Source organism: Streptomyces sp. LS-MS-L19 (assembly GCF_058382285.1).
The window spans coordinates 4272082-4298717 of record NZ_JBYCLL010000001.1 but is presented as its reverse complement, the minus strand read 5'-3'; the positions used below and the strand labels follow the sequence as shown (position 1 = coordinate 4298717).

General features: G+C 71.0%; 28 protein-coding genes. 10 read left to right on the top strand and 18 right to left on the bottom strand.

What is annotated here, in order from left to right:
* Positions 1 to 507: 507 nt before the first annotated feature.
* The 6 genes from AC2XR2_RS19155 to AC2XR2_RS19130 all read right to left on the bottom strand — a co-directional run bounded on the left by AC2XR2_RS19155 (position 508) and on the right by AC2XR2_RS19130 (position 5145).
* A complete protein-coding gene (locus tag AC2XR2_RS19155) occupies positions 508 to 1494 on the bottom strand; it encodes an aldo/keto reductase (RefSeq protein WP_491515753.1) in 987 nt (328 codons plus the stop codon).
* 18 nt (positions 1495 to 1512) lie between these two features.
* The gene (locus AC2XR2_RS19150; RefSeq protein ID WP_491515752.1) at positions 1513 to 2478 is read right to left on the bottom strand and encodes an amidohydrolase family protein; all 966 of its coding nucleotides are present in this window, start codon (positions 2476 to 2478) and stop codon (positions 1513 to 1515) included.
* Between the two features lie 49 nt (positions 2479 to 2527).
* Entirely contained in the window at positions 2528 to 4114 is a 1587-nt protein-coding gene (locus AC2XR2_RS19145; protein WP_491515751.1) for a Na+/H+ antiporter, read from the bottom strand.
* Between the two features lie 67 nt (positions 4115 to 4181).
* Positions 4182 to 4553 carry a DUF2255 family protein gene (locus AC2XR2_RS19140; RefSeq protein WP_449350896.1) on the bottom strand — a complete coding sequence of 124 codons (372 nt, stop codon included), beginning with the start codon at positions 4551 to 4553 and terminating at the stop codon, positions 4182 to 4184.
* Between the two features lie 10 nt (positions 4554 to 4563).
* The gene (locus AC2XR2_RS19135; protein WP_491515750.1) at positions 4564 to 4746 is read right to left on the bottom strand and encodes a hypothetical protein; all 183 of its coding nucleotides are present in this window, start codon (positions 4744 to 4746) and stop codon (positions 4564 to 4566) included.
* A 42-nt stretch (positions 4747 to 4788) separates the two neighbouring features.
* Complete coding sequence (locus AC2XR2_RS19130; RefSeq protein ID WP_491515749.1) at positions 4789 to 5145, bottom strand: carboxymuconolactone decarboxylase family protein; 357 nt, start codon at positions 5143 to 5145, stop codon at positions 4789 to 4791.
* 218 nt (positions 5146 to 5363) lie between these two features.
* Here AC2XR2_RS19130 and AC2XR2_RS19125 point away from each other — a divergent pair, with 218 nt between their 5' ends.
* A complete protein-coding gene (locus tag AC2XR2_RS19125; protein ID WP_491515748.1) occupies positions 5364 to 6233 on the top strand; it encodes a helix-turn-helix domain-containing protein in 870 nt (289 codons plus the stop codon).
* 177 nt (positions 6234 to 6410) lie between these two features.
* Here AC2XR2_RS19125 and AC2XR2_RS19120 read toward each other — a convergent pair whose 3' ends face one another.
* The 8 genes from AC2XR2_RS19120 to AC2XR2_RS19085 all read right to left on the bottom strand — a co-directional run bounded on the left by AC2XR2_RS19120 (position 6411) and on the right by AC2XR2_RS19085 (position 14068).
* Complete coding sequence (locus tag AC2XR2_RS19120) at positions 6411 to 7280, bottom strand: helix-turn-helix domain-containing protein (protein ID WP_330266314.1); 870 nt, start codon at positions 7278 to 7280, stop codon at positions 6411 to 6413.
* Positions 7281 to 7419: 139 nt separating this feature from the next.
* Complete coding sequence (locus AC2XR2_RS19115; RefSeq protein ID WP_330266315.1) at positions 7420 to 7863, bottom strand: PPOX class F420-dependent oxidoreductase; 444 nt, start codon at positions 7861 to 7863, stop codon at positions 7420 to 7422.
* Between the two features lie 103 nt (positions 7864 to 7966).
* The gene (locus tag AC2XR2_RS19110; RefSeq protein ID WP_491515747.1) at positions 7967 to 8665 is read right to left on the bottom strand and encodes a type 1 glutamine amidotransferase domain-containing protein; all 699 of its coding nucleotides are present in this window, start codon (positions 8663 to 8665) and stop codon (positions 7967 to 7969) included.
* A 42-nt stretch (positions 8666 to 8707) separates the two neighbouring features.
* A complete protein-coding gene (locus tag AC2XR2_RS19105; RefSeq protein ID WP_491515746.1) occupies positions 8708 to 9097 on the bottom strand; it encodes a nuclear transport factor 2 family protein in 390 nt (129 codons plus the stop codon).
* Positions 9098 to 9131: 34 nt separating this feature from the next.
* The gene (locus AC2XR2_RS19100; RefSeq protein ID WP_491515745.1) at positions 9132 to 9731 is read right to left on the bottom strand and encodes a flavodoxin family protein; all 600 of its coding nucleotides are present in this window, start codon (positions 9729 to 9731) and stop codon (positions 9132 to 9134) included.
* 36 nt (positions 9732 to 9767) lie between these two features.
* Positions 9768 to 10679 (bottom strand): alpha/beta hydrolase, encoded by a 912-nt coding sequence (locus tag AC2XR2_RS19095; RefSeq protein WP_491515744.1) that lies wholly within the window; start codon positions 10677 to 10679, stop codon positions 9768 to 9770.
* A 132-nt stretch (positions 10680 to 10811) separates the two neighbouring features.
* Positions 10812 to 12455 carry an IclR family transcriptional regulator domain-containing protein gene (locus AC2XR2_RS19090; protein ID WP_491515743.1) on the bottom strand — a complete coding sequence of 548 codons (1644 nt, stop codon included), beginning with the start codon at positions 12453 to 12455 and terminating at the stop codon, positions 10812 to 10814.
* 332 nt (positions 12456 to 12787) lie between these two features.
* Positions 12788 to 14068: a M6 family metalloprotease domain-containing protein gene (locus AC2XR2_RS19085; RefSeq protein ID WP_491515742.1), complete on the bottom strand. Its 1281-nt coding sequence runs from the start codon at positions 14066 to 14068 to the stop codon at positions 12788 to 12790.
* A 253-nt stretch (positions 14069 to 14321) separates the two neighbouring features.
* On the opposite strand from AC2XR2_RS19085, the gene AC2XR2_RS19080 reads away from it, so the two are divergent.
* Positions 14322 to 14966 (top strand): TetR/AcrR family transcriptional regulator, encoded by a 645-nt coding sequence (locus tag AC2XR2_RS19080; RefSeq protein WP_123761350.1) that lies wholly within the window; start codon positions 14322 to 14324, stop codon positions 14964 to 14966.
* A 95-nt stretch (positions 14967 to 15061) separates the two neighbouring features.
* On the top strand, positions 15062 to 16600 hold the full coding sequence (locus tag AC2XR2_RS19075; protein ID WP_381307637.1) for an MFS transporter: 1539 nt from the start codon (positions 15062 to 15064) through the stop codon (positions 16598 to 16600).
* A gap of 91 nt (positions 16601 to 16691) precedes the next feature.
* On the opposite strand, the gene AC2XR2_RS19070 is transcribed toward AC2XR2_RS19075, so the two are convergent.
* Positions 16692 to 17201, bottom strand: coding sequence for a MarR family winged helix-turn-helix transcriptional regulator (locus tag AC2XR2_RS19070; protein WP_330266323.1), 510 nt, complete (start codon positions 17199 to 17201; stop codon positions 16692 to 16694).
* 119 nt (positions 17202 to 17320) lie between these two features.
* Between AC2XR2_RS19070 and AC2XR2_RS19065 the strand changes: the two genes are divergently transcribed.
* Complete coding sequence (locus AC2XR2_RS19065) at positions 17321 to 18112, top strand: dioxygenase family protein (RefSeq protein WP_330266324.1); 792 nt, start codon at positions 17321 to 17323, stop codon at positions 18110 to 18112.
* Between the two features lies 1 nt (position 18113).
* On the opposite strand, the gene AC2XR2_RS19060 is transcribed toward AC2XR2_RS19065, so the two are convergent.
* Entirely contained in the window at positions 18114 to 18644 is a 531-nt protein-coding gene (locus tag AC2XR2_RS19060; RefSeq protein ID WP_381307640.1) for a GNAT family N-acetyltransferase, read from the bottom strand.
* Positions 18645 to 18836: 192 nt separating this feature from the next.
* Between AC2XR2_RS19060 and AC2XR2_RS19055 the strand changes: the two genes are divergently transcribed.
* The gene (locus AC2XR2_RS19055; protein WP_141205477.1) at positions 18837 to 19835 is read left to right on the top strand and encodes a sigma-70 family RNA polymerase sigma factor; all 999 of its coding nucleotides are present in this window, start codon (positions 18837 to 18839) and stop codon (positions 19833 to 19835) included.
* Positions 19836 to 20194: 359 nt separating this feature from the next.
* A complete protein-coding gene (locus AC2XR2_RS19050; protein ID WP_491515741.1) occupies positions 20195 to 20836 on the top strand; it encodes a TetR/AcrR family transcriptional regulator in 642 nt (213 codons plus the stop codon).
* Positions 20837 to 21004: 168 nt separating this feature from the next.
* Here AC2XR2_RS19050 and AC2XR2_RS19045 read toward each other — a convergent pair whose 3' ends face one another.
* Positions 21005 to 21583: a TetR/AcrR family transcriptional regulator gene (locus AC2XR2_RS19045; RefSeq protein WP_381309030.1), complete on the bottom strand. Its 579-nt coding sequence runs from the start codon at positions 21581 to 21583 to the stop codon at positions 21005 to 21007.
* A 90-nt stretch (positions 21584 to 21673) separates the two neighbouring features.
* Between AC2XR2_RS19045 and AC2XR2_RS19040 the strand changes: the two genes are divergently transcribed.
* A complete protein-coding gene (locus AC2XR2_RS19040; protein WP_491515740.1) occupies positions 21674 to 22120 on the top strand; it encodes an anthrone oxygenase family protein in 447 nt (148 codons plus the stop codon).
* A 24-nt stretch (positions 22121 to 22144) separates the two neighbouring features.
* Here the strand turns inward: AC2XR2_RS19040 and AC2XR2_RS19035 are convergent, their stop codons facing one another.
* Positions 22145 to 23116, bottom strand: a complete 972-nt coding sequence (locus tag AC2XR2_RS19035) for a helix-turn-helix transcriptional regulator (RefSeq protein ID WP_381309035.1) — start codon at positions 23114 to 23116, stop codon at positions 22145 to 22147.
* Positions 23117 to 23178: 62 nt separating this feature from the next.
* Here AC2XR2_RS19035 and AC2XR2_RS19030 point away from each other — a divergent pair, with 62 nt between their 5' ends.
* The 3 genes from AC2XR2_RS19030 (at position 23179) to pfkB (ending at position 26601) form a co-directional block, all read left to right on the top strand.
* Positions 23179 to 24696 carry an MFS transporter gene (locus AC2XR2_RS19030; protein WP_381309037.1) on the top strand — a complete coding sequence of 506 codons (1518 nt, stop codon included), beginning with the start codon at positions 23179 to 23181 and terminating at the stop codon, positions 24694 to 24696.
* Between the two features lie 199 nt (positions 24697 to 24895).
* Entirely contained in the window at positions 24896 to 25657 is a 762-nt protein-coding gene (locus AC2XR2_RS19025) for a DeoR/GlpR family DNA-binding transcription regulator (RefSeq protein ID WP_330266330.1), read from the top strand.
* On the top strand, positions 25654 to 26601 hold the full coding sequence (gene pfkB, locus AC2XR2_RS19020) for a 1-phosphofructokinase (protein WP_491515739.1): 948 nt from the start codon (positions 25654 to 25656) through the stop codon (positions 26599 to 26601). The genes AC2XR2_RS19025 and pfkB overlap by 4 nt, the downstream gene beginning before the upstream one ends.
* Positions 26602 to 26636: the final 35 nt, after the last annotated feature.

The following is a 26636-nucleotide window of genomic DNA, read 5'->3' as shown; positions in this document are numbered from 1 at the left end:
CACGCTCATGCTGAGTCGGAAAGGAATGAAGCCGAGAAAAGAAGGCCATTCATTGAAGCGGGACGTTCGCTACGGCGGCGTCTGGCCGTTGATGCTGCAACGCTGGCCGGCGCAACCGAGGACAGGCCCTGACCTGCAGCGATCAGCTGAGCGTTTCCGAACCAGCCGGTGTGCGTTCCGGAGCGATCTACTGGCCACCCGCTGACCTGCGGCGACGGAGTTTTCTACAAGCCCCACGAAGGCGGGGGCTCGTGGAGGACCCTGTCGAGGATCCAGGCAGTGGATCTGCGACGAGGCTTACGAGCCCGGTGGTCAGGCGTGGTTCGACGGATGTCGCAGCGCTGGCTGAGCGGACAACGCGACGTACGAACGACTGACCAGGGACAGCCTAGCGGATGTGTGCCACCGAGCGGTCTCCGTATCGGGGTGGGAGATCGGGTAGCACGTTGGATTGCCGTTGACCTGCTGTTTCTGTGACTCGGGGACGGTGCGCTTCTGGTTGGGGGCCTACCTGTCCACCAGCGACATGTGGTGCTCGTTGTAGCGGTCTCCCTTGACTCCGATCCGGCCCGCGAGTGCGTCTAGGGCCGACAGTTCGTCGGCGGAGAGGGGGACGCGGGTGGCGTCGGTGTTCTCCTTGATGCGGGCGGTGCGTCGGGTGCCGGGGATGGGGACGATCGACGGGTGCTGGGCGAGCAGCCAGGCCAGGGCCACCTGGCCCGGTGTGGCGTCCTTGGCCTGGGCGAGGGTGGCGACGTGCTCGACCAGTGCCTGGTTCGCCGCCCGGTTCTCGGCCGTGAAGCGCGGGATGGTGGTGCGTACGTCGTCGGCGGCGAACTGTGTCGAGGCGTCCAACGACCCGGTCAGGAACCCTTTCCCCAGGGGGCTGAAGGGTACGAAGCCGATGCCGAGTTCCGTGCACGTCGGCAGGACCTCCGGCTCGGGGTCCCGCGTCCACAGCGAGTACTCGCTCTGCACCGCCGTCACCGGGTGGACCGCGTGGGCGCGCCGGATGGTCTGCGCGCCGGCCTCCGAGAGCCCGAAGCAGCGGACCTTGCCCTCCCGCACGAGTTCGCCCACCGTGCCCGCGACGTCCTCGATGGGCACCTCCGGGTCGACGCGGTGCTGGTAGAAGAGGTCGAGCCGCTCGACTCCGAGGCGTTTGAGGGAGGCGTTCGCGACGGAGCGGATCTGTTCGGGTCTGCTGTTCAGTCCGACGCTCGCACCGTTCTCGATGCGGAAGCCGAACTTGGTGGCGACGACCACCTGGTCGCGCACCGGGGCCAGGGCCTCCCCGACGAGTTCCTCGTTGACGTACGGGCCGTAGACCTCCGCCGTGTCGAAGAACGTCACCCCCAGATGCACGGCGCCCCGCAGCACCGCGATCACGTCGCCGCGGTCGCCGGGGTTGGGGCCGTAGCTCTGGGACATGCCCATGGCGCCGAGGCCGAGGCCGGAGACCTGGAGGTCCTGTCCGAGGGTGCGCGTGTGCATGCTTCCTCCTTGTGGATGTCAGTCAGCTGGGCGGACCTGCGGGAGCAGGCGTACGGCGTTGGCTGTGGTGAGCGTGCGCCACGTGGTGCCTTGGGCCGGTGGGGCGGCCGTGTCGATCGCCGCGATGTGGGTGTCGGCGAGGGGTGCGGGCGTCCAGCAGTAGTCGCTGCCGAAGAGCACGCGGTCCGGGGCGACCAGCTGCAGGAGTGCCGGGACCTGGCGGGGGAACGCCGTACCCGCCATGTCGTAGTACAGGCCCTGTAGTTGCCGCACCGCGTCCTGGGCGGGCGAGGTCCCGGCGGGCAGGAACAGCCTCATGAACTCGTTGATGCGGTCGGCCAGGACCGGGATCGCGCCACCGCAGTGCGGGACGATCACCCGGAGGTTCGGGTGGCGGGTCAGGACGCCCGCCGTCACCAGGTCCGTCACCGTGCGGGCCGTGTCGAAGATGTACTCGACCATCGGACGGGGTCTGCCGAGTGCGGACCGCTCCCAGCACACGGGGGAGGTGGGGTGCAGGAAGACCACGGCGTTACGGCGGTCCAGCTCCGCGAAGACCGGTTCGAGGCGGGCGTCGCCCAGGTACACGCCGTCGGTGTGGGTCAGCAACGCCACGCCGTCGGCGCCCAGTTGGTCGTAGGCGAAGGCGATCTCCTCCAGCGTGCCCTCCACGTCCGGCAGCGGCAGCGAGGCGAAGGTGCCGAAGCGGCCCGGGTGGTCGCGGGTCAGGTCGGCGGTGTACTCGTTGACGCGCCGGGCCAGGAGGCGGGCCGCCTTGTCGTCGCCGAAGTGCACGCCGGGGGAGGACAGGGAGAGCAGCGCGGTGTCGATGCCGTTGCGGTCCATCAGGTCGAGGTGGTCGCGCGCGGACCATGACGGCCAGCCGCCCATGCCGTCGGGGTGGGCGTGGCCGGCCGCGGTCGCCTGCTCGACGTAGAAGTCGGGCAGGTGGTGGGCGTGGACGTCGATGAGGCCGGAGGTCATGGCGGTGCGTTTCCTTCTCGGGGGCCTGGAGGCCGGGTGGTTGCTGCCTCTACTCGACCTGCTCGCCTCCGGCCAGCCGGACCTCTTCGTTGTCCAGGGCGGCCTGGAGGCGGCGGAGCACGGTGTCGTCGATGCGTGCCTCGTCCCGCAGGCGGACGACGGTGGCGCGTTTCGTGGCGATGAGGGCGAGGCGGAGGTCGGTGTAGTGGCGGTTGTGGAGCAGGGCGGGATCGTCGTCGGTGCCCGCGCCCCGTGCGCGTACGGTCGCCAGGTTCGCCTCGTACTCCTGGCGCAGCCACTCCATGACCTTGGGGGTGGTGCCCAGGTGGGCCGCGAGTTCCGGAAGCGCCTTGATGGCCTCCTCGGTGGCCGTGGTCTCGGCGAGGATCTGTTCCTCGTCGACGGAGGTGTCGCGGGGCAGCCGGGCCCAGCGCACCACGCCCGGCAGCAGCAGTCCCTGCACGACGAGGGTCACGACGATGACGCCGGAGGTGACGAAGACGATGAAGGCGCGGCCGGGGAAGGGTGTCCCCGAGTCGAGGGTCTCCGGCACGGACAGGGCGACCGCCAGCGAGACCGCGCCTCTGAAGCCCGCGAGCCCGCTGACCACGCGGGCCCGGTCGCTCATTCTGCGCAGGCGTTGCTCGGGGCGCCGGTCGATCGCGCGGATCAGGTAGGCGGAGGAGAACAGGAACGCGAACCGGACCGCGACCAGGACCGCGCTGACCGCCGCGATCGCGATGAGGGCGTCCCGGAGGTCGGAGTGGCTCAAGTGCCGTAGCGCGTACTGGAGTTCCACCCCCACCAGGACGAACAGGGCGCCGTTGATGATGAAGGTGGCCAGCGGCCAGAAGGCCAGGGCCTGGCGGCGGTGCTCGGCACGGATGAGGCTGGGCGCCACCTGGGCCATGATCAGGCCGCTGACCACGACCGCGAGGACGCCGGAGGCGTGGATCAGCTCGGCCAGCAGATACGCCGTGAACGGCGCGAGGATCATGACGAGGTTGCCCAGCAGGGGATCGTCCAGGCGGCGGCGCAGGTTCATGTTGACCCAGGCGACCGCGACGCCGACCGCGGCCCCGCCGCCGTAGGCGAGCAGGAACAGTGCGCCGACGTGGGGGAGGGTGAGGTGCTCCTCGCCGACGGTGATGCCTACCGCCAGGCCGTAGATGACCAGGGCGGTGCCGTCGTTGACGAGGCTCTCCGCGCGCAGGACCGTGATCTGGCGGCGGGGCAGGGATCCGGCCAGGGCGCTCACGGCGGTGGCGTCGGTGGGGGCGACGGCCGCGCCCAGGGCCCACGCCGGTCCCCACGGCAGCCCGAGCGCGTGCCCGGCGACCGCGACCGCTCCCGCGGTGAGGATCACGAGGACGGTGCTGAGCAGGACGATGCCGCGCAGGTTGGTGCGGATCTCCCGCATCGAGGTGGTCAGGCTCTCCCAGTACAGCAGGACGGGCAGGAAGAGCAACAGGACGACTTCGGGCGGGAGTTGGGTCTGGCGGACGGCGGGGACGAGGCCGATGAGGGCGCCCAGGACCAGGAGTACGACAGGTGGGGCGATGCGGAAGCGCTGTCCCAGGAAGTTCCCCGCCAGCACGGCCGCACCCAGGACGACGACGAGTTCGAGACCGAGCATGAGACCTACTCCGGTGCGGAGCCGGCCGGCGGTGACGGCTCAACGGGGTCGACGGGGATCTTCCCGGTCATCTGGGCAGCAGCCGCAGGGTCGTGGCACGGGCGGCCACCATGGGATCGACGTACGCCCCGCCGAAACGGCCGTACTTGCTGCGGTACGCCGAGTCGATGCGGTCGTTGGTCCCGGGGTCCGGAACCTCGGTGAAGGTGACGTCCTTGTCGACCCCGCCCGAGCGGACGTGGCCCGCGTGGGTCGCGACGGCGGTGCGCCACCAGCCGCCGCGCGTACCGCGGAAGGAGCGGACGTACAGATCGTCACCGTCGCGGACGACCCAGATCGGCACCGGTGCACGCAGCGTGCCGTCGTGCCGGAGCGGGGCCATCTCCAGTTCGTCGGCGGCGGCGACGCGCTCGAGTTCGTCGTGTGTCCAAGTGGTCATGGCAGTCACCTCACGGACGCGGCAGCGTCTTGTCGGCGCGGCGCTCGTCCACGGCTGTGCAGTGGCCGCCACGGGACCGCACCAGGGCGGTGCCCTCGCCGCGGAGGATCACATCGGCGTAGGCGTCGCCGGTGAACCACTCGGCGGGGAGCTTCATGGACTTCATGGCCGGGGGCTGCTTCAGCAGTTCCATCGTGCGTCTTTCCCTTGGGCGGTGCTGCCGCCGGTGGTGGGCTCAGTCGGACTCGGACTCGGACTCGGACTCGGGCTGGTCCGCCTCGTCCACGATCGCCTTGAGCCGGGTCATCGCCGACATGCCGTTGGGCCATCCGGCGTAGAAGGTCAGGTGGGTGATGGCCTCGACCAGTTCGTCCTTGGTGACACCGTTCTCCAGCGCCTTGCCGAGGTGGAAGCCGAGCTGGTCGGTCCGGTACAGCGAGGCCAGAGCGGTCACGGTGACGAGGCTGCGGTCGCGCGGGGACAGACCCGGCCGCTCCCAGATGTCGCCGAACAGGACGGTGTCGGTGACCTCGGCGAGCTTGGGGGCGAACTCCTGGATGGCCGGCGGTGCGAACTTCTTCCGTTCCGACATGAGGTGGTGCTCTGCGTGGATTCGGGTGGGGGGAGGGTGCGGGGCGCCGGTAAATTCCGCATTCCAGAGGTCGTTCAACGTCCCGGTCACCCGGCACGGCACCGACCTTGTCACTTTCCCGAGGGCCCGCAAAGGGGAGAATTCCATCCGGGGAACTGCTTATCCAGGGAGAAATCCCTACCCCCCACCCGGAGGCCGGGCGCTGCCACACTGACGTCATGACCGGCGAGGCGTATCCGAAGGAACTGGGAGAATTCCTCAAGGTGTGCCGGGCCCGACTCAGTCCGCGGACCGTCGGTCTGCCCGAGTCCGGGGCGCCCCGGCGGGTGCCCGGGCTGCGCCGGGAGGAAGTCGCTCACCTCGTGGGCATCAGCACCCACGCCTACGCGCGGCTGGAGCAGGGGCGGGCCCCCGTGACGGGTTCGGTGCTCACCGGGCTCGCTCGCGTCCTGCGTCTCGACGACGCCCAGCGCGACCACCTGTTCGAGCTGGCGGCGGGGGGCGAGTGCGAGGCGCGCCGGCGACCGGCGCAGAGGGTGCACCCACAGCTCAGACGCATCCTGGACGAGCTGACCACGACCCCCGCACTCGTCCTCGGGCGGCGCCTCGACATCCTCGCCTGGAATCCGCTGGCGGCCGCTCTGCTCACCGACTTCGGCGAAGTGCCCGCCGGGAAGCGCAACTACGCGCGGCTGATGTTCACCGACCCCGCCTTCCGGGCGCTCTGCCTCGACTGGCGGACGAACGCCCGCACCTGCATCGCCCATCTGCGGACGGAGGCCGCCCGGCACCCCGGTGACCCCGGACTGGCCGCGCTCGTCGGCGAGTTGTCCGTCGCGGACGCCGACTTCCGGCAGTGGTGGGCGGGACGCCAGATGAGCGGCCGGCGGATGGGCACCAAGAGGGTGCGCCACCCGATCGTCGGCGACCTCACCCTCGACTGGGACAGCCTGACCAGCACCGCCGACCCCACGCAGCAGCTGGTGATCGCGACCGCCGACCCCGGTACCCCGTCCCACGACGGGCTGCTGCTCCTGGCGTCCTGGACCGCGCAACCGCACCCGCCCGCACCGGACGCGGCACTCTGAGCGCCGCCTCCGTGAAGGCCCCGGCCCGCTCCTCCCACAGGCGGCGGCACGTCCGTGGGCGCCGGCCGCCCCACATCTGCACAACAGACCGCCACACCGCCACACCAGCCAGACCAGCCAGAGCAGCAAGACCGGCCAGACCAGCGGGACCGGCCAGACCGCCAGACCGGCGAAAGTTCAGGTCGTCGCGTCGGACGCCGTCCGTTTCTGGTCGGCGGCCCAGGAGGCGAGCAGGCGCAGTCCGTCGTGGGAGGGGCTGCCGGGTTCGGCGTTCCACACGATGATGTGCTGGTCGGGGTCCGTGCCGCAGGTGAGGGTGTTCCAGTCGAGGGTCAGCTCGCCCACCACGGGGTGGCGCAGCTTCTTGACGCCCTGGCCGCGCATCGCGACGTCGTGTTCGGTCCACCACTGCCGGAACTGCGCGTCGCGGGCGGAGAGTTCCTCGACCAGGGCGGTCAGGGGCTGGTCGTCGGGGTAGCGCGCGCTCTCCATGCGCAGCTGGGCGATGGCCAGCCGGGTGACCTCTTCCCAGTCGACGTACAGCTCGCGCATCCAGGGTTCGGTGAACAGCAGCCGGACGAAGACGCGCTCCGGCTCGGGGTAGCGCCCGAAGTCGGTCCACAGGGCGGCGGCGAGCTGGTTCCAGCCGAGGATGTCGGTGCACCGGCCGATGACGAAGGCCGGGGAGGCGGTGAGGTCGTCCAGCATGCGCTGCAGCTGCGGGTCCACCTGCTGGCGCTCGCGGTACGTGGACGGGCGCACCCGCTCCTTCGCCGCGAGGTCGAAGAGGTAGGTGCGCTGGTCGTCGTTGAGTCGCAGGGCCTGGGCGATCTCGTCGAGGAGGGGCGCCGACGCCTGGAGCCGGCCCTGCTCGATGCGGGTGTAGTACTCGGTGCTGATCGCCGCGAGGAGCGCCACCTCCTCGCGGCGCAGCCCCTTCACACGCCGGCGTGGACCGCCGCGGAGGCCGACCTCGGAGGGGGTGAGCTCGGCCCGACGGGCCTTGAGGAACTCGCCCAGCTCGCTCAGACGCGGGTTGCGGTTCATGACCTTCAGCCTGGCACAAGGGCGGCATCTTGTGGGGGGTACGGATTCCTCCCCTGGCTGAGCGGCGAGGGGCGCGGTAGGCCGCCGTCCGGGCTTCGGCAGTCCACCAGCGCTCGTACGACAGCCGCGGGGTGGAGCCTCAGGCCCCCGGAACGCCGATGATCTTCCGCGGCACGACACGGATGATCACGCGGTCCTCGTCGTGCTTCGCGGCGGGCAGGTCGACGCCGAGGTACTTGCGCCAGAGCTCGCTCAGGAGGCGCTTGCCCTCGTCCGGGACGATCTCGGCGGTTCCCCGGATCTCGACGGCGGTGTGGGGGTTGTCGAGGTCGTAGACCGAGACGCTGATACGGCGGTCGCGGCGCAGGTTGCGCACCTTCTGGCGGTGGTCGAGGGAGGAGAAGAGCACGGTGTCCCCCTCCCCCTTGATCCAGACCACCGAGTTCTGCGGGGATCCGTCGGGGCCGATGGTGCCGACGGTGGCGTAGTTCCTGCCGTCGAGCAGGGCACGGACCCAGTCGTCGAGGGCGGGACGGCCGTCCGCGGAGGGGGACGGAGAGGGGAGGGAGGAGGAAGACGTCACGAGGCCCACCATGGTCGTAAGGATGTGCGGGTGAATCGGTTCGGCGGAGGGCACCCGCCGGGGTGCTCGGCTGCCGGATCAGGACCGCGCTCGTGTCGGCCCGTCAGCCGAGTGCTTTGACGAGTTCCTGGGCGAGGGGGACGGCCGAGTAGGGGTTCTGGCCGGTGTAGAGGGTGCGGTCGACCTGGACGTGCGAGGTGAACGGGTCGGCCTCGCGGTAGTCGGCCTTCAGGTCGCCCACGAGACGGTCCTGGAGCAGCCACTTCGCGCGGTCGGCGAGGCCGTTCTGCCGCTCCTCGGCGTTGGACAGGCCGGTCAGCCGGTAGCCGGAGAAGGGGGACGTGCCGTCGGGGCCGATGGTGGCGAGCAGGGCCGCGGGGCCGTGGCAGACCAGGGAGACGGGCTTGCCGGAGGCGAGCCAGTCGGTGAGCAGCCTGCCGGAGGCGGCGTTGTCGGGCAGGTCCTCCATCGGGCCCCAGCCGCCGGGGTAGAAGACGGCCACGTAGTCGTTGATGGCGACGTCCTCGATACGCATCGGGTGCGCCAGCTCGGTGGCCTCGCGCAGGGCGGTGCGCATGCGCTCGGCGCCTTCCTCGCCGCCGTTGAACTCGGCGGTGAGGCTGAGCGCGTCGGCGGTCGGCGGCACACCGCCCGGGGTGGCGGCCGCGATCTCGTATCCGGCGTCCTTGAAGACCTGGTAGGGGCCGATGGCCTCCTCGGCCCAGAAACCGGCCGGCCGACGGGTGCCGTCGGCCAGTGTCCAGTGGTCGGACGCGGTGATCACGAAGAGAATCTTCGCCATGAGGGGTTGCTCCTGAAAGGGGTGGGTCCGGGCGGGGGTGGGTCAGCCCTTGAGGGCTTCCTGGAGGACGTGGCTGTCGGCGATCTGGCGCATCCGTACGGCCCGGCCGTCCCGGACGGTCCACAGGTGCAGGAACCGCACGTCGGCCGTGTTCCCGGTCTTCGTCTGGGCGTGGTAGTGGCCGTAGACGAAGACATGGCCCTCGTCGTCCGCGAAGAACTCCTCGGGCACCGCGCCGAAGGACTCGTAGCCCGTCATCCTGCCGAAGAAGTCCGTGGCCACGCTGTCCCAGCCGTGGTAGACACCGCTGTTCGGGAAGCCGGGGGTGATGTCCCAGACGAAGTCCGGCGCCATCACCTCCTTCGTGACCTCGGGTGCCATGCGGGAGTCGTAGACCCGGCGGATGACGGCGAGGCTGGGGGAATCGGACATGGGGTACTCCTTGCGGGGAGAAGACGGGTGGTGATCAGGCGGCGAGGGCGGCCCGGCCCGCGCGGAAGATCGCCGCCTGGCGGGCGACGCGAGAGCCGAGGTGTTCCGCGGTGGCGATGTCCGACGGGTGGACGCCCTCGGGGCCGGCGTCGGTGGGGCTCTGCGCGCCGGCGCCCAGGAAGAAGCCCAGCCGGTTGATGTCGTCCTCGCTGCCCTGGGTGGAGTCCCATCCCGGCAGCAGGCCCAGGCTGATCCAGTGCATGCCGTGCTGGGCGGCGAGCGTGGCGAAGTAGCCCAGCGTGGACGACTTGTCGCCGCTCTTGGCACCGGAGTTGGTGAAGCCCGCGGCGAGCTTGTCCACCCAGGCGTGCGGGAACCAGCGCTTGCTGCTGGCCTGGGCGAAGGCGTGGAAGGCCGCGGAGGCGGTGCCCATGTAGGTCGCGGCGCCGAAGACGATCGCGTCGGCGGCGTCCAGCTGCGCCCACTGCTCGTCGGTGATGGTGTCCACGCAGATCGAGACGACCTCGGCGCCCGCTCCGGCGGCACCACGCGCCACGGCTTCGGCGATGACGGCGGTATGGCCGTAGCCCGAGTGAAAGGCGATGGCGACGACGGGCACGCCGGAATGGGACATGGTGGTTCTTCTCCTTGAATTCTTTCTGCAACGGGATTAAAGAACGGCGAAGAACTTCACTATCTTGGTGAGCGCCTGGTCCATGTACTCCGGAACGTCGTACATGGCGATGTGTGTCGCGCCGTCGACCACGAACAGTTCCTTCGGGCCGTTGGAAAGCTCGTACGCCCGGTCGCTGAACACCTTTGTGTCCGCCTTGCTGCCCGCGATGAGAAGCAGTGGCTGGGTCAGCAGCTGAGGGATCTGGTCGAACGCCGAGAAGGCGTACATCTTGTCCATGCTGGTCAGCAGGAAACGGCCCTTGGAATTCGGGTGCTGACCGCGTGGCGTCCGGTAGTAGTCGTATCCCTCACGCAACAGGTCCGGCGTGTTGTCGTCGATCTCCTCCAGCGTCTCCGGGACGAAGGGGGCGTAGACGGGCTCGGCTCCCCGCGCCTCGGCCGTGCGCTGCCGGCCGACCAGTTCCAGGGTCCTGATCTGCTCGGCCACCGGGGACAGGTGCCCCAGAAAGCCCCGGGAACCCTCGCCCATGGGGGCCGCGCTGACGGTGGCCACCGCCTTGAAGCGGCGTTCGGTCTGCGCCACGCTGATCGCGTAGCCGCCGCCCGCGCAGATGCCGAAGACGCCCATCCGCTCGGTGTCGACGTACGGCAGAGTGGTGAGGAAGTCGGCCGCGCAGCGGGCGTCCTCCACGCGGGTCGTCGGGTCCTCCAGCAGGCGCGGTTCGCCGCCGCTTTCTCCCTGATAGGAGGAGTCGTAGACCACGGTGACGAATCCGTGGGCGGCCAGTCGCTTCGCGTACTCGCCGATCGTCTGTTCCTTCACGCCGCCGGCCGGGTGGATTCCGACCAGGGCCGGGTATTTCCTCGTCTCGTCGAAGTCGTCGGGCAGGTGAAGATGGCCCGCGATTTCTATTTCTTTGTTCTTGAATGAAACGGACTCGACCATCGCGCCTGTCCCCTTTTTCGCCCCGGTTCCGCCGATTGGCGGTCGCACACCATGATTCGCCGGTGCCGGGGTGATGTCCACTTGCGATGGGGGGAAGAATTCGTCCCCCGGATATGAATTACCGCGTGTCTGTCAGAGCACCGGGACGCGGGTGAAGTGGCCCGCCGCGTGGAGTTCCCGTTCGACGTGGGCCGCCGTGCGGCGCAGTTCCGGGAGGAGCTCCTCGACGCACTCCCGCTCCGTGCGGCCCGCCGCGTGCAGCGCCACGCCCAGGGCGGCGACCGCCCGGCCCGTACGGTCGCGCAGCGGGACGGCGAGGGTGCGCAGGCCGTCCTCCCAGTCCTCGTCGAGCAGGGCGTAGCCGTGAATGCGGACCTGGGCCGAGTCGGCGGAGTCCTCGGTGTCCGACAGCAGTACCCGGCCCAGCGAGGTCGCCGCGGCCGGCAGCCGGGTGCCGACCCTGATGTCCACGCCCATGATCCGCGGGGACACCGCCCGTGCCGTGTACTGGATCTCCGCGTCCGGGCCCTGGGACACCAGGATCGCCAGCGCCGTCGACTCCCGCACCCGGGCCGAGAGGTCCGCCAGGTGCGGGGCGGCGATGCGGGGGAGGGTCGTACGGGACAGGGGCGGGAAGCCCAGGGACAGGACCCTGGGGGTGAGGGTGAAGGTCCGGGACTCGGGCTGCTGGCGGACCAGGCCCAGGTGTTCGTAGGTGATCAGGGCCCGGCGGGCGGTGGCGCGCGCCAGTCCCGTCGCCCGCGCCACGTCCGTCAGGGTCAGCGCCGCCCGGCCCGCGCCGAACGCGGTGAGGACCGTCAGGCCCCGGGCGAGGGACTCGATGAACTCCCGGCCCAGTTCGTGTTTCGACGCGCCGATCCAGGAGGCCAGGTCCGAGGGGAGCGGGCCCGGGTCCGGCGCGGGGGCGGTCGCGAGCTCGTGCTCCATCTCCGCGACCGTCGCCCGCAGCCGGGGCAGCAGGGTGTCGCGCAGACCGGCCGCGGTGTGCCGGCTGGTGTGGCTCACGACGTTGGCCACGCAGGCGATCCGGCCCGTGCGCGGATCCCGTACCGGGACGGAGACCGCGACCAGGCCCGGCTCGATCAACTGGTCGTCCAGGGCAAAGCCGTCGCGGCCCGCCGCCTCCGCCCGCCGCTCGAACTCCGTGTCCGGGAAGGGCAGTTCCCGAGGTGGTACGGCGGTGAAGGCCCGGTTCTCCGGATCCGCCGCCCGGCGCGCCCGCCAGGCCCGCCACTCGGCGTCGGTCCACTCGGAGGCGAACAGGGGCCCCGGTGCGGTGCGTTCGGCGGGGAGCAGGTCGCCGATGCGGAAGCTGAGGGACATCGCGCGGCGGCGGGTGGCCTGGTGGATGAAGCGGATGCCGTCCCGGTCGGCGACCGCCAGCGAGACCGACTCGTCCAGCTCGTCGGCGAGGGCGTCGGCCCGTCCGGAGAGCAGCGCGGGCAGGCGCAGGGCGGCGAGATAGGCGTTGCCGAGCTCCATGAGGCGGGGGGTCGCCACCGCGTCCCGGCCGTCCAGACGGACGTACCCCATGCGCTGGAGCGTCGAGGTGATGCGGTCGACCGTGGAACGCGCCAGGCCGGTCGCCCGCTCCAGCCCGCTCAGGCTCAGCGTGCCGCCCGCCTCGCTCAGCTCCCGCAGCACCGCGACCCCCCGGATCAAGGGCGCGACCGCCTCGGCCGGCACGGCGGCCACCGGCGGGACCGCCTCGGCGGACCCCGGCGCCACCGGGGGAGAGGGCGTCTGAGCGGGCATCGGTTCTCCGGTACGGCAATCGGGGCACGCCTACGGTAGTCGGCCCCGGGCCTCGCAGTACCGCCGAGGCTCTACGCCCCGCAGTACCCACGGGCTCCACGCCCCGTACCCCGAGGCTCCACGCCCAGCCGTACCCCCGAGGCCCTCTCCCCGCAGACCGCCGAGGCTCTACGCCCCGCAGTACCCACGGGCTCCACGCCCCGCAGTACCCCGAGGCCCCGCGCCCCGCAGACCGCCGAGGCCCCGCGCCCCGCAGTACCCCCAAGCCCCCTCAACCCGGCGCCAACCCCCTGACCCCCGTGTCACTCCACCCACCCCGCCCCGCCCCCGCCCTACCCCCGCGTCACCTCGACCCGGTAGTTCCCCTCCCCGTCCGTCCCCGCCACCCGCACCCGGACCCCCCTGCGCAGATCCCGGAACTCCTCCCCGGGGGTCATTGGCGCGTCCGAGAGTTCCGCGTGGACGTTGGGGCTGCGGGTGCAGCCGCCGCTGTCGCGTCGGGAGTCGTAGACCTGCACCGGTCCGCGGCCGGTGTCCACGTCCGCGTCGACCCGGTAGACGAGCACGCCCGGCCGGCACACCGTCTCGTCGTTGCCCTCGCGGGTGCGCAGCTCGACCGCGTAGCCGGTGCGGCGGCTGAGCGGGACGAAGAGGAGCTTGGTGCCGAGGCCGGGCCGGGCCAGCGGGGTCAGCGTGTACTGCGCGGTGCCGCGCTCCGTCACACAGTCGACCTGCGTCGCGTCCAGCCAGCCCAGCTTCCACTTGTGCCAGCCGAGGAGGTCGTTGTCGGCCCCCCAGTCCTCGCTCATGATGTCCCAGTGGCCGACCGCGCCCCCGCCCTGCTGGGTGTACAGGTCGGGCAGCCCGAAGACATGGCCGTTCTCGTGCGGCAGCACCCGGTACCCGGTCCGGTCGAAGGAGCCGGAGCCGTCGTCCTGGCGCGAGTACACGAAGGAGGCGTTGGCCACGGGCACCCCGTCGGCGACCGGCGCGTCCGTGTTGCCGGCGAAGGTCACCGACAGGACCGTGTCGAGGGCGGACGGGCCGGCGTTCGGGGTCACCAGCACGTTCAGGAAGTCGTACGACCGGAAGTCCACCCTGGGATCGGCGGCGGCCACGATGTCCTGGACCAGCCGCCGGTAACCGGGGTCGAAGGGGGCGCCGCGCTCTATGCCGTAGGCCCGGAACGGCCTCGGCATGCGCAGCCAGTCGGGGATCGGGGTCTCGGGGCGGTAGTCGAGGCGGCCGTAGGAACTGGTGCGGAACCAGTCCTGGGTCTGCGGGAAGAACTCACGGAACCGGCTCTGCGCGGTGCCCGAGCCGGGCGCGTCGGAGAAGTCGACCATCAGGGTCAGCGCGCGGACCGTGCCGGTGGAGCGGGAGTAGCCGCCGGGGGTGGGCAGGCCCTCGGACATCTGGACGGTCGGGCCGCCGCTGATCAGACAGGCGCCGTGGGAGTCGGAGCGGGCCAGGGCGACGGGGCCGGCCGCGGTCGGGGCCTTCGCGGTGAGCCGGCCGCTGGGGGCCGAGGTGCCGACCGCGAGGGTCAGCGCGGTCACGGAGACGAGGGCGGCGACACGGCGCGGGCGTATGCGACGGCTGGTCCACGGCATGCGGGCACCCTTCGGAGCACGGCAGCCGCTGGTCGGAAGGCTGCACCTTTTCGATCACCCTCTGCCGGGGGAGGGGCGGGCGCGCGCTGGAGGAGACCGAACGTGGGTACCGAAGAACCTGTGACCCAGGTCACAACATAATTTCTCCTCAACCCGAAATAACCGGGGAGCGTCTCCCCGTTTAGACCTGTGTCCGAGCGAAACGGGGAGCACTTCCCCGGATCGCGGAAACCAGACCTGAAGGGAGTGCGCCGTGACCGCCACGACGACCGCACCGCGCAAGGTGACCCGGCCCCGGGCCGACGCCCTGCGCAACCGTGAGCGGATCGTCACCGCTGCCCGCGAGATGTTCACCGAGTTCGGCCCGGATGTGCCGCTCGACGAGATCGCCCGCCGGGCCGGCGTCGGCAACGCCACGGTGTACCGCAACTTCCCCGACCGCGACGCGCTCGTCCGTGAGGTCGTCTGCTCCGTGATGGACCGGACGTCCGAGGCGGCCGAGCTGGCGCTCGCGGAGACCGGGGATGCCTTCGGTGCCCTGGAGCGCTTCGTGCACGCGTCCGCCGACGAGCGGATCACCGCGTTGTGCCCGATGATCCAGGGCGCCTTCGACCAGTACCACCCCGACCTGGTGGCGGCACGCGAACGCATCGAGCAGCTCGTCGAGCAGCTCATGGACCGGGCAAGGGCGGCCGGTCAGCTTCGTGCGGACGTGGGCGTCGGTGACGTCATGGTCGCCGTGAGTCAGCTGTCCCGGCCCCCGGCCGGCGTCGGCTGCCTCACCCTCGACGGGTTCGTGCACCGCATGCTTCAGCTGTTCCTGGACGGACTGCGGGCCCCGGCCCGGTCCGAACTCCCGGGCACGGCCGTGACGATGGAGGGCCTCCGCCAGTCCTGACGACCAGTACCGATTAGTTCAGAGCAGCTCAGCAGTCTCCAACAGCAGACTTTTCGTTCCCTTTTTCCGACCGAAGTCCCGAAGTGGGTACCCCCATGTCTGAAACAGCCGCAAAGGCTCCCGGCGCACCGGCACCGACCGGTGACGCCAACCGCTGGAAGGCGCTCGTCTTCATCGCGCTCGCCCAGCTGATGGTCGTCCTCGACGCGACCATCGTGAACATCGCCCTGCCGTCGGCCCAGACCGACCTCGGCATCTCCGACGGCAACCGGCAGTGGGTCGTCACGGCCTACGCCCTCGCCTTCGGCGGACTCCTGCTCTTCGGCGGCCGCATAGCCGACCTGTGGGGCCGCAAGAACGCCTTCGTCGTCGGCCTGATCGGCTTCGCCGGCGCCTCCGCCCTCGGCGGCGCGGCCACCAACGAGGCCATGATGTTCGGCGCCCGCGCCCTCCAGGGCGTCTTCGGCGCCCTGCTCGCGCCCGCCGCGCTCTCCCTGCTCGCCGTGATGTTCACGGACGCCAAGGAGCGCGCCAAGGCGTTCGGCATCTACGGCGCCATCGCCGGTGGTGGCGGTGCCGTGGGCTTCATCCTCGGCGGTGTGCTGACCGAGTACATGGACTGGCGCTGGACCTTCTTCGTGAACATCCCGTTCGCGATCGTCGCCGCGCTCGGCGCGTACTTCGTCATCCGTGAGCCGGAGGGCGGCCGCAACCGCAACCCGCTCGACATCCCCGGCGTCCTGCTGTCCACCCTGGGCCTGGTCGCGCTGGTCTACGGCTTCACCCGCGCCGAGTCCGACGGCTGGGGCGACTCCGTGACGGTCGGCATGTTCGTCGCCTCCGCCGTCCTGCTGATCGCCTTCGTCGTCACCGAGGCGAAGGTCAAGGCCCCGCTGCTGCCGCTGCGCGTGGTCACCGACCGCAACCGCGGCGGTATCTACCTCTCGCTCGGCATCGCGATCATCGCGATGTTCGGCACCTTCCTGTTCCTCACCTACTACCTGCAGATCGTGAAGGGCTACACGCCGATCAAGACCGGCTTCGCCTTCATGCCGATGATCGTCGGCATGATGGTCGGCTCCACCCAGATCGGCACCCGTCTGATGACCCGCCTGCCGGCCCGCCTGCTGATGGGCCCCGGCTTCCTGGTCGCCGCGGTCGGCATGCTGCTGATGACCCAGCTGGAGATCGGCTCGTCGTACGCCTCGACGATCCTGCCCGCGATGCTGCTGCTCGGCCTCGGCATGGGTACCGCCTTCATGCCGGCCATGTCCCTGGCCACCCTGGGCGTCGAGCCCCGGGACGCCGGTGTCGCCTCCGCGATGGTCAACACCTCGCAGCAGGTGGGCGGCGCGATCGGTACGGCCCTGCTGAACACGATCGCCGCGTCGGCCACGACCTCGTACATCAAGGACCACATCGGTTCGGCGGCCTCCAAGTCCCAGCAGCAGCTGGTGGCGCTGGAGGGCCAGGTGCACGGCTACACCAACGCGATCTGGTTCGCCGTCGGCATGCTGGTGCTCGCCGCGGTCATCGTCGGCACCCTCGTCAACGCCGGCCGCCCCGACACCACCGCGGTGGCCTCCGGAGAGGGCGCCGAGGAGGAGCTGGCGGTCCCGGTCGTCGCCCACTGACGACGACCGTCCGGCCGTACCCCTTCGGACCTGTCGTACGTACGGGGATGGGGACGCTCCGCACGTACGACCACCAAGGACCTGCCCTGGCTCAGCGGAGCCAGGGCAGATCCGCACCCGCTTCGTTGGGCTGGAGTCCCTCGGCGACGATCTGCATGATCTCGCCGAGGGACTTCTGCTGTTCCGGGGTGAGCCGGTCGAAGAGGGCCTTGCGTACGGCCCGCACATGGCCCGGCGCGGCGCCCTGGAGCATCTCCAGGCCCGGGTCCGTGAGCACCGCGAACTGGCCGCGCTTGTCGTCGGTGCAGTCCTCCCGGCGCACCCAGCCGTTGCGCTCCAGGCGGGCGATCGCGTGCGAGAGCCGGGAGCGGGTGATCTTCGCCTTCATGGCCAGTTCGGTCATCCGCAGCCGTCGACGCGGGGCCTCGGCGAGTCCGACGAGCAGGCCGTAGTAGATGTGCGGCATGCCGGCGTCCCGCTGGAGCTGGCGGTCGAGGTGGTCCTCGAGGAGGGTCGTGGCGTTCACGTACGAGCGCCAGACGCGCTGCTCCTCGTCGTCGAGCCACTGGGGTTCTTCATCGGGGACGGGTGCCGTGTTCATGTATCCCACTCTACGGACTCTCTCCTTGAAGCTTAAACAAATGAGGCGTACAGTCATGCCTGAAGACGCTTTAAATTTGAAGCATCGGTTGCATCGGAAGTACCGGAGGAGTCCCCACCATGTCCGCCGACACGCTGGAGCGCATGCCCGCCCTGTACCTCAGCCACGGGGCCCCGCCGCTCGCCGACGACCCGATCTGGCCCGGCGAACTCGCCGCCTGGTCCGCGGACCTGCCCCGCCCCAAGGCGATCCTCATGGTCTCCGCCCACTGGGAGGAGGCCCCCCTGGCTCTCGGCGCGGTCACCCGCGTCCCGCTCGTCTACGACTTCTGGGGCTTCCCCGAGCACTACTACCAGGTGACCTACGACGCCCCCGGCGCCCCCGAACTCGCCGAGTCCGTGCGCAAGTTGCTGCGCGCCCCCGGCACCCCCGTCCAGGACATCCCGGACCGCGGCCTGGACCACGGCGCGTACGTCCCGCTCGTCGAGATGTTCCCCGAGGCCGACATCCCCGTCCTCCAGATCTCCATGCCGACCCTCGACCCCGTCAAGCTCATGGAGATCGGCCGCAAGCTCGCCCCGCTGCGCGACGAGGGCGTCCTGATCGTCGGCTCCGGCTTCTTCACCCACAACCTCGCCGCCCTGCGCCACACCGGCGCCGGAGTGCCCACCTGGTCCTCGGAGTTCGACGACTGGGGCCGGCGGGCGCTGGAGGCGCGGGACGTGGACTCCCTGCTCGACTTCCTCGACAAGGCCCCGGCCGGGCGCTACGCCCACCCCCGCACCGAGCACTTCGCGCCGCTGTTCGTCACCATGGGCGCGGCCGACGTGAGCGGCGAGCTGGACACGCAGAAGTCCGTCATCGACGGGTTCTGGATGGGGATGGCGAAGCGGTCGGTGCAGTTCGGCTGACCTACAGGGTCTTCTCGTACCAGGCGACGTCCCAGTAGCGGCCGAACTTGCGGCCCACTTCCCGGTATGTGCCGACGTGCCGGAACCCGAAGCGTTCATGCAGCCGCGTGGACGCTTCGTTGGGCTGGGCGATACCGGCGTAGGCGCGATGCAGATCCTCTTCCGCGAGGGCCTCGAAGAGGGCCTTGTAGAGGAGCGTGCCGATGCCACGGCCGCCCGCGTCCGGGGCGAGGTAGACGGTGACCTCCACCGAGGTCGCGTACGCGGGCTTGGCGCGGAACGGGCTGGATGTGGCGTACCCGAGGATCCGCTGTGAGGTTCCTGTCGGGTCCGCCTCCGTGGCAACCATCAGCCGGTACGGGCCGTCTTCAGGGTGGGAGAGCAGCCAAGGGCGGCGCTCTTCCGGGGTGAAGACAGCGGTGTCGAATGTGATGGGCGTCTCACGAACGTAGTGGTTGTAGAGGTCGGTGAGGGCCCCGAGGTCGCTTTCGACTCCCGGCCTGACCTGCACCTCTGCACGTTCCGACGGCATCGCGCCTCCTCATGTGGCCGGGCAGGATACTGCAAGATCAGAAAAATAGCGGCACTGCTTGGGAATTCTGTCCGGTTTCCAGTCGTTGTTTCCATCGGATGCAGGGCACCCGAGGAGAGTCCGGAGAGCACCGGGACTCGGAACCAAGCGTCCAAGGACCACCCGCTGACCCACCATCGCAAGGGAGCACGCATGGCAACCCGTGCCGTCGCCCGTCGTACGTCCGCCACCGGCGGGTCGACCGACGCGGCCCGCAGTGTTCGCGTCCATGGCGGCGAGATCGCCGACCGCGACCTGGTCGGCATGTACCTCGACGAGATCGCGCGTACACCGCTGCTCGACGCCGCCAAGGAGGTCGAGCTGTCCCAGATCATCGAGGCGGGTGTGTTCGCCCGACAGGTCCTCGACGGGTTCGAGGAGGCCAAGGCCGACGCCACCCGCGAGGAGCTGGAGGCCCTGGTGGAGGAGGCCGAGCGCGCCAAGGACGTGTTCATCCGCTCCAACCTCCGCCTCGTCGTCGCCGTGGCCCGCCGCTACCCCCGCAGTGGACTGCCCCTGCTCGACCTGATCCAGGAGGGCAACGCCGGCCTGGTGCGCGCGGTCGAGAAGTTCGACTACCGCAAGGGCTTCAAGTTCTCCACGTACGCGACCTGGTGGATCCGTCAGGCCATCACCCGCTCCATCGCCGACCAGTCCCGCACCATCCGGCTGCCCGTCCACCTCGTGGAGGAGCTGGGCCGCATCCGCCGCGTGCAGCGCGAGTTCAACCGCGAGCACGGCCGCGACCCGGAGCCCGCGGAGATCGCCGCCGAGCTCGGCTCCAACGCCGAGCGGGTGACGGACGTGCTGGACTGGGCCCGCGACCCGGTCTCCCTGAACATGTCGGTGGACGACGACGGCGACACCCAGTTCGGCGACCTCCTGGAGGACACCTCGGCGGTGTCCCCGGAGCAGTCGGTGCTGACGCTGCTGCGCAGCGAGGAGCTGGACGACCTGATCGGCCGCCTCGACCAGCGCACGGCCTCCATCATCAAGATGCGGTACGGCATCGAGGACGGCCGGGAGCGCACGCTGACCGAGGTCGGCAAGGAGCACGGGCTCACCCGCGAGCGGATCCGGCAGATCGAGAAGCACGCCCTGCTGGAGCTGAAGAAGCTGGCGCGCAGCACCGGGTTCGACGCGGCGGCGTAGCGGTTATGCCACCCGCGTACGCCGGGTGGCGAAAGACCGCGTAAACATGGCCGTAGGAGGCCGCTTTAATCCGCCGGACCCTGGGAACAAGACTTCAGGGTCCAGGTGTTCGGGCCCGGAGGCCTCGCCTCCAGGCCCGCCTGAACCAAGTCCCGACGCACACCCCCCCCGGCGCCGGGACTCTCCCAGAGCCGGACTTCGGCGCCCCTCCCCCCGGGCGCCGGGGTCCGGCTCTTTTTCGTGCCGGACCCCTTTTCTTCCGGATCCCTTGTCTGCCGGGAGACGGGAACGGTGGGTCACCCCGTACCTGAACCACGGGGTGACCCACCGGATGGCAGATTGTGTCACATCGGCATAGCGTGCACGTCGTGAGCAGCGCCTCGTCCGATTCCCCGGCCTCGTTCCCGCCGGCCGTCTCCCTGACCGAGCGGCGCAAGGCGGCGACCCGCATGGAGATCGCCTGGGCCGCGGCGGAACTGTTCGTGAAGCAGGGGCTGCGGGCGACCCGGGCGGAGGACATCGCGATGGCGGCGGGGGTGGCCCCGCGGACCTTCTACCGCTACTTCGCGACCAAGGAGGAGGCGGTGGCGCCGCTGTACGCGGCCGGGGCGCACCTGTGGGCGGAGGCGGTGCTGTCCGCGCCGGCTGAGCTGTCGGTGGCCGAGGCCCTGACCCACGGTGCCCGCCGGACGCTGACACCGGGGGACCAGGTCTCCGCCTCCTCCTGGACCTTCGTCCGCACCCTGATCCGCCTCGCGGACTCCGACGCGGGGCTGCGGCGGGTGTGGGCGGAGGTGTGCCGTTCGTCGGAACGGCGCCTGGCGGAGGTGCTCACGGAGCGGACGGGCCGCGAGGACGTACGGCTGCTGGCGGCGGTGGGCAGCGCGGCGGTCCGCACAGCCGTCGAGGCGTGGGCGGCGGGGGAGGAACCGTCGGAGGGGCTGCTGGGGGTGGCCGTGCGGAACCTGGGGGCGGTGGGGGCGTTTCTCGGGGAGGCCTGAGGGCTGAACCAGGCTGTGGTGCCGGCACCGGTGCTGGTGCTGGTGTCGGGGGCTGGTGGTCGTCGGCGCGGCGGTCGGTGACCCGGCGTCGGACGGACCGGCCGCCGCGCCACCGTCGGCGCCGGTCGGCGTGCTGGTGGCCGTTTGTGCGCGTCCGTCGGCACGAGGTCAGACCACGGCGAGCCGGTCCACCAGGAGCTCCACCCTCGGCTCGATGTCCTGCGGTGGCAGCCGTCCCGCCCGGGTCAGGGTGGCCAGGCCGTGCAGGGACGCCCAGAACAGCTCGGTGAACAGCCCCGGGTCGACACCGTCGCCGGCAACCTCGCCCAGGCTCTCCAGCAGCGCGGCGAAGGCGTCCTTCAGGGGTTCCGGGGTGTCCTCCCGGGCGAAGGCCAGGCCGCCGTCGAGCTGGAACAGGGCGTCGTAGACAGCCGGGTTGCGCGCGGCGAAGTCGAGGTAGGCGCGGGCGAGCGCGGCGACCCGCTCGCGCGGACCGTCCGCACCGGCGGTCGCGGCCCGCACCGCCACGGCGATCTCGGCGGCCCCCTCGACGGCTACGGCCCCGATGATCTCGCGCTTGCCCCGGAAGTGGCTGTAGAGGACGGGCTGGCTGTATTCGATGCGCTCGGCGAGCCGGCGGGTGGTGACCGCGTCCCAGCCCTGCTGCTCGGCGATCTCACGGGCGGTCGCCACGATGAGGCGCTCGCGCTCCGCCCGTTCGCGTTCCTTGCGTTCCTGTACCGACATGACGCGATTCTAGCATCGCTAGACAATCGAGCGGCAGCAGTACTAGCGTTGCCTCATCAGCTAGCAACGCTAGATCCCGGGAGGATCATCATGCTCGACTCACTTGAGGTCATCGCCACCGTCGTCGTCGGCCTGATGGTGGGCGTGGAGTTCGCCGTCGCCTTCGTCCTCGGCCCGATCCTCAACGCCCTGCCCGACGACAGCACCCAGCTCGGTCACGCCCACGGGGGCCGGATGCTCGGCGCCGTCATGCCGGTCTGGTGCATCGGCTCGCTCGTCCTCGTCGCGGTCTGGGCCGTCGCGGGACGGCATCACCAGCATGCCGGCCTGGTCGTCGCCGCCGGCGCGCTGCTGCTGCTCAGCGTGGTCATGTCGATCCTGCTGCTGGTCCCGATCAACAACCGCAACAAGACATGGACCCCCGAGAACCGTCCCGCCGACTGGAAGCAGCAGCTGAACCGCTGGAACCGCTGGCACTACGTCCGGGTCACCGAGATCATCGCCGCCTTCGCCCTGCTGGTCGTCGCTCGCGCCTGACAACTCGGGCAGCCCGGCACCCGCTCAGGCGACCTCCCCCGAAGCCCGGATCAACCGTCCCCCCAACTCCCGTACGGCGGAGACGAGTTCCGGAGGTTCCTCCACCCGGAACTCCACCCCCGTCATCGCCAATCGCACCGCCATCCAGTCCACCGAGTCCCCGACCGAGCTCCGCAACCGGCACCGGCCCTCGCCCAGGGGCTCCGGGACCCCCATCCACCCCGGCACCCGGGCCCCGACCACCGACACATCCGCCTCGAACGTCACGACCAGCTCGTACGTCTCCTGGCGCCGGTACATCGACTGCCGCAGATACTCCGCCGCGCTCCCCGTCGGCAGCTCCCGCGGAGCGAACCGCGCCCCCGTGGCAAACGGCTCGCTCACCCGGTCCACGCGGAACGTCCGCCAGTCGCCGCGGTCGAGGTCATAGGCGACGAGATACCAGCGCTGCCCGGCGGAGACCAGCCGGTACGGCTCCACGACGCGGCGCGACCCCGCCCCGTCCTTCGCCCGGTAGGCGAACCGGAGCCGCTCGTGACCGGCCACCGTGGACGCCATCACGGTCAGCGTCTCGGTCGGGATGCTCGCCCCGTCCCCGCTGGTGAGCGGAGTCGTCGCGGCCTGGAGGGTGGAGACCCGGTGCCGCAGCCGGGAGGGCAGGACCTGTTCCAGCTTCGCCAGGGCCCGTACGGACGCCTCGTCCACGCCCTCGACCGCGTGCCCGGCCCCCGCCCGCAGACCGACCGCGATGGCCACCGCCTCCTCGTCGTCGAGGACGAGCGGTGGCATCGCCTTGCCGGCGACCAGGCGGTAGCCGCCCTCGGAGCCCTTGGTCGCCTGGACGGGATAGCCGAGCTCACGGAGGCGGTCGATGTCCCGCCGGACCGTGCGGCGGGAGACCTGGAGGCGGTCGGCGAGCTCGCCACCGGGCCACTCGCGGGGCGTCTGGAGGAGGGAGAGGAGCGTCAGGAGCCGTGCCGGGGTGTCCGTCGTCATGAGTTCGAGGATGCCGTACGACTAGGACATGATCTGACCTAATGGGGCCGTAGCTTCGCTGCATGACCTCCACCGAGACCACATCCACCGCTGTACGGCCCGCCGCGGGCGACCGGCGTCGCTGGTTCGCCCTCGCCATCGTGATGACCGCGGCCTTCATGGACCTCGTCGACGTCACGATCGTCAACATCGCCATCCCGTCCATCCGGCAGGACGCCGGCGCCTCCGTCAGCCAGATCCAGTGGATCACCGCGGGTTACGCCCTCGCCTTCGCGGCCGGGCTGATCACCGGCGGGCGGCTCGGTGACATCCACGGACGCAAGCGGCTGTTCCTCGTCGGGATCGGCGGGTTCACGCTCGCGTCGGCGCTGTGCGGCTTCGCCGCCGGGCCGGAGATGCTGGTCGCGGCCCGGATCCTGCAAGGCGCCATGGCCGCGATGATGGTGCCGCAGGTGCTGTCGATCGTGCACGCGACCTTCCCGGCGCACGAGCGGGGCAAGGTGTTCGGGCTGTTCGGCGCAGTCGTCGGACTGGGTGCCGTGTCCGGTCCGCTGCTCGGCGCGCTGCTGACCGAGTGGAACCTGTTCGGCCTCGAATGGCGGCCGATCTTCCTCATCAACCTGCCGGTCGGGATCGCGGGCCTCGTCCTCGGAAGCCGCTTCATCACCGAGTCCAAGGCCCCGCGGGCTCTCAAGCTGGACCTGGTGGGCGTGGCCATGGTCGTGCTCGGCCTGTTGATGCTGCTCTACCCGCTGACCCGCGGTGAGGAGCTGGACTGGCCGCTGTGGGGATACGTGTCGATGGCCGGTGCGCCCCTCGTGTTCGCCGCGCTGGTGGCGTACGAGCGGCGCAAGGCCGCGCGGGACGGGTCGCCGCTGGTCGAGCTGTCGCTGTTCAAGGTGAAGAGCTTCGCGGCCGGGATCGCGGTGCAGACCGTCTTCGGTGTCGGGCTCGGCATCTTCTTCCTGGTGTGGACCCTGTACATGCAGACCGGCCTCGGCTGGAGCCCGCTGCGGGCGGGACTGACCGGGGTGCCGTTCTCGCTCGCCGTCTCCACGGCCGCCGGTCTCTCCGTGCAGCAGCTGGTGCCCCGCTTCGGGCGCAAGGTCCTCCAGGCCGGCGCGCTGCTCATGGCGCTGGGCGTGCTGCTCTACCTCTGGGAGGCGGACCGGTACGGCATGGCGATCAGCTCCTGGCAGATGGCGCTGCCGCTGGTCGTGATGGGCGTGGGCATGGGTCTGATCGTCGCGCCGCTCACCGACGCGGTGCTGTCGGAGGTGCCGAAGGAGCACGCGGGGTCGGCGTCCGGGCTCATCAACACCGTGCAGCAGATGGGCAACGCGCTGGGGCTCGGCCTGGTGTCGGTCGTGTTCTTCGGGGTCATCGGCGACCACCTGACGCCCAACCAGGTGGGCCCGGCCTTCGTGGACGCCTTCCAGCACGCGCTCGGGTGGGTCGCGGCGGTGATGGTCGTCATCTTCCTGCTGATGTTCGCGCTGCCGAAGCGGCCGGCGCAGCACGTGGAGGGGGCGGGTGAGCTTCCGGTGGTGGAGGAGAAGCAGCCCGAGCTGGTGTCCTGAAAGGCCATACGCTCGTGTCCTGAAAGGCCGCACGAGAGGCCCGGTACCTGCCAAGGTGCCGGGCCTCTCCGCTGTTCCCGGGCCCCTCGGAAGTCCGTTCATGCCCGGATCGCGCCCGAACCTGTTTACTTTCCCGAAATCCGGGCGTAGCCTCCGAGCTGAAACCACACGTTCGGGCATCAGTCGGAGGCGAGCGGACATGTACGCACCGGAGCGGCAGCAGGAGATCCTCCGGCTCGCGCGTGACGGCGGGCGGGTGGACGTCGTCTCGCTGGCCGAGGAGTTCCAGGTCACCGCCGAGACCATCCGGCGGGACCTGAAGGCCCTGGACCGCGCGGGGCTGCTGCGCCGGGTGCACGGCGGGGCCATCCCGGCCGGACGCCTCGACTTCGAGCCGGACCTCGCCGAGCGCGAGACCACCGCGGCCGACGAGAAGGACCACATCGCCAAGGCGGCCCTCGCCGAACTGCCGACCGAGGGCACCGTGATCCTCGACGCCGGTACGACCGTGGCCCGGCTGGCCGCCGCCGTCCCGCTGGAGGCCTCGCTCACCGTCGTCACCCACAGCCTGCCGATCGCGGCCCGCCTCGCGGACCACCCCGGCATCCAGCTCCACCTCGTCGGGGGGCGGGTACGGCACCGCACGCGCGCCGCCGTCGACGCCTGGGCGCTGCGGGCGTACGGCGAGATCCGGGCCGACGTCCTGTTCGTCGCGGCCAACGGCTTCTCCGCCGACCATGGCCTGACCACCCCCGACCTCGCCGAGGCCGCGGTCAAGCGCGCGGCGATCGCCGCCGCCCGCCGTGTGGTCCTCCTCGCCGACTCCGCCAAGCACGGCCAGGAGCACTTCGCCCGCTTCGGTGACCTGGGCGACGTGGACCTGCTGATCACCGACAGCGGGCTGAGCCCCGAAGACGCCGCCGCCATCGAGCTGGGCGGCACGGAAGTAGTGCGCGCATGATCCTCACCGTCACCCCGAACCCGTCCCTCGACCGCACCTACGAGGTTCCCGCCCTGGAGCGCGGCGAGGTCATCCGCGCCACCGGTGAGCGCATGGACCCCGGCGGCAAGGGCGTCAACGTCTCGCGCGCGGTCGCCGCCGCGGGACAGCGCACGGTCGCGGTCCTGCCCCTGGGTGGTGCGCCGGGCGCGCTCGTCGCCGACCTGCTCGACGCGCAGGGCATCGAGGTCGCGCCGGTCCCGGTCGCGGGCGCCACCCGCTCCAACATCGCGCTCGCCGAGTCGGACGGCGTCCTGACGAAGATCAACGCGCCGGGTCCGGAGCTGTCCTCCGAGGAGCAGGAGCTGCTCCTGGAGACGGTCCGCGAGCAGTCGGCGGGCGCGGACTGGATCGCCTGCTGCGGCAGCCTGCCCCGGGGGCTCGCGCCCTCCTGGTACGCCGAGGTGGTCGCCCGGGCGCACGCCGGGGGCGCCCGCATCGCGCTGGACACCTCGGGGCGCGCCCTCCAGGAGGCGCTGCGGGAACGGCCCGACGTGGTGAAGCCGAACGCCGAGGAGCTCGCGGAGGCCGTCGGACGCCCCCTCGCCACGGTCGGCGACGCGCTGAAGGCCGCCGAGGAACTGCGCGAGATGGGCGCCCGCGCGGTGCTCGCGAGCCTGGGCGCGGACGGGCAGCTGCTCGTGGACGGCTCGGGCGCCTGGTTCGGCAGCGCGCGCGTGGACGCCGTACGCAGCAATGTCGGCGCGGGCGACTCGTCCCTGGCCGGATTCCTGATCGCCGGCGGCAGCGGCCCGGACGCCCTCGCCTCCGCGGTCGCCCATGGCGCGGCGGCCGTCCAGCTGCCCGGCAGCGTGATGCCGACCCCGGCCGACCTGGACCCGGCGGCGGTCACGGTCACGGCGGAGGTGCCGGTGGACCGCCCGCTGAAGGAGCCGGTGTCATGAACGGCCCGGTCATGACGGCCCTCATGGATGCCCCT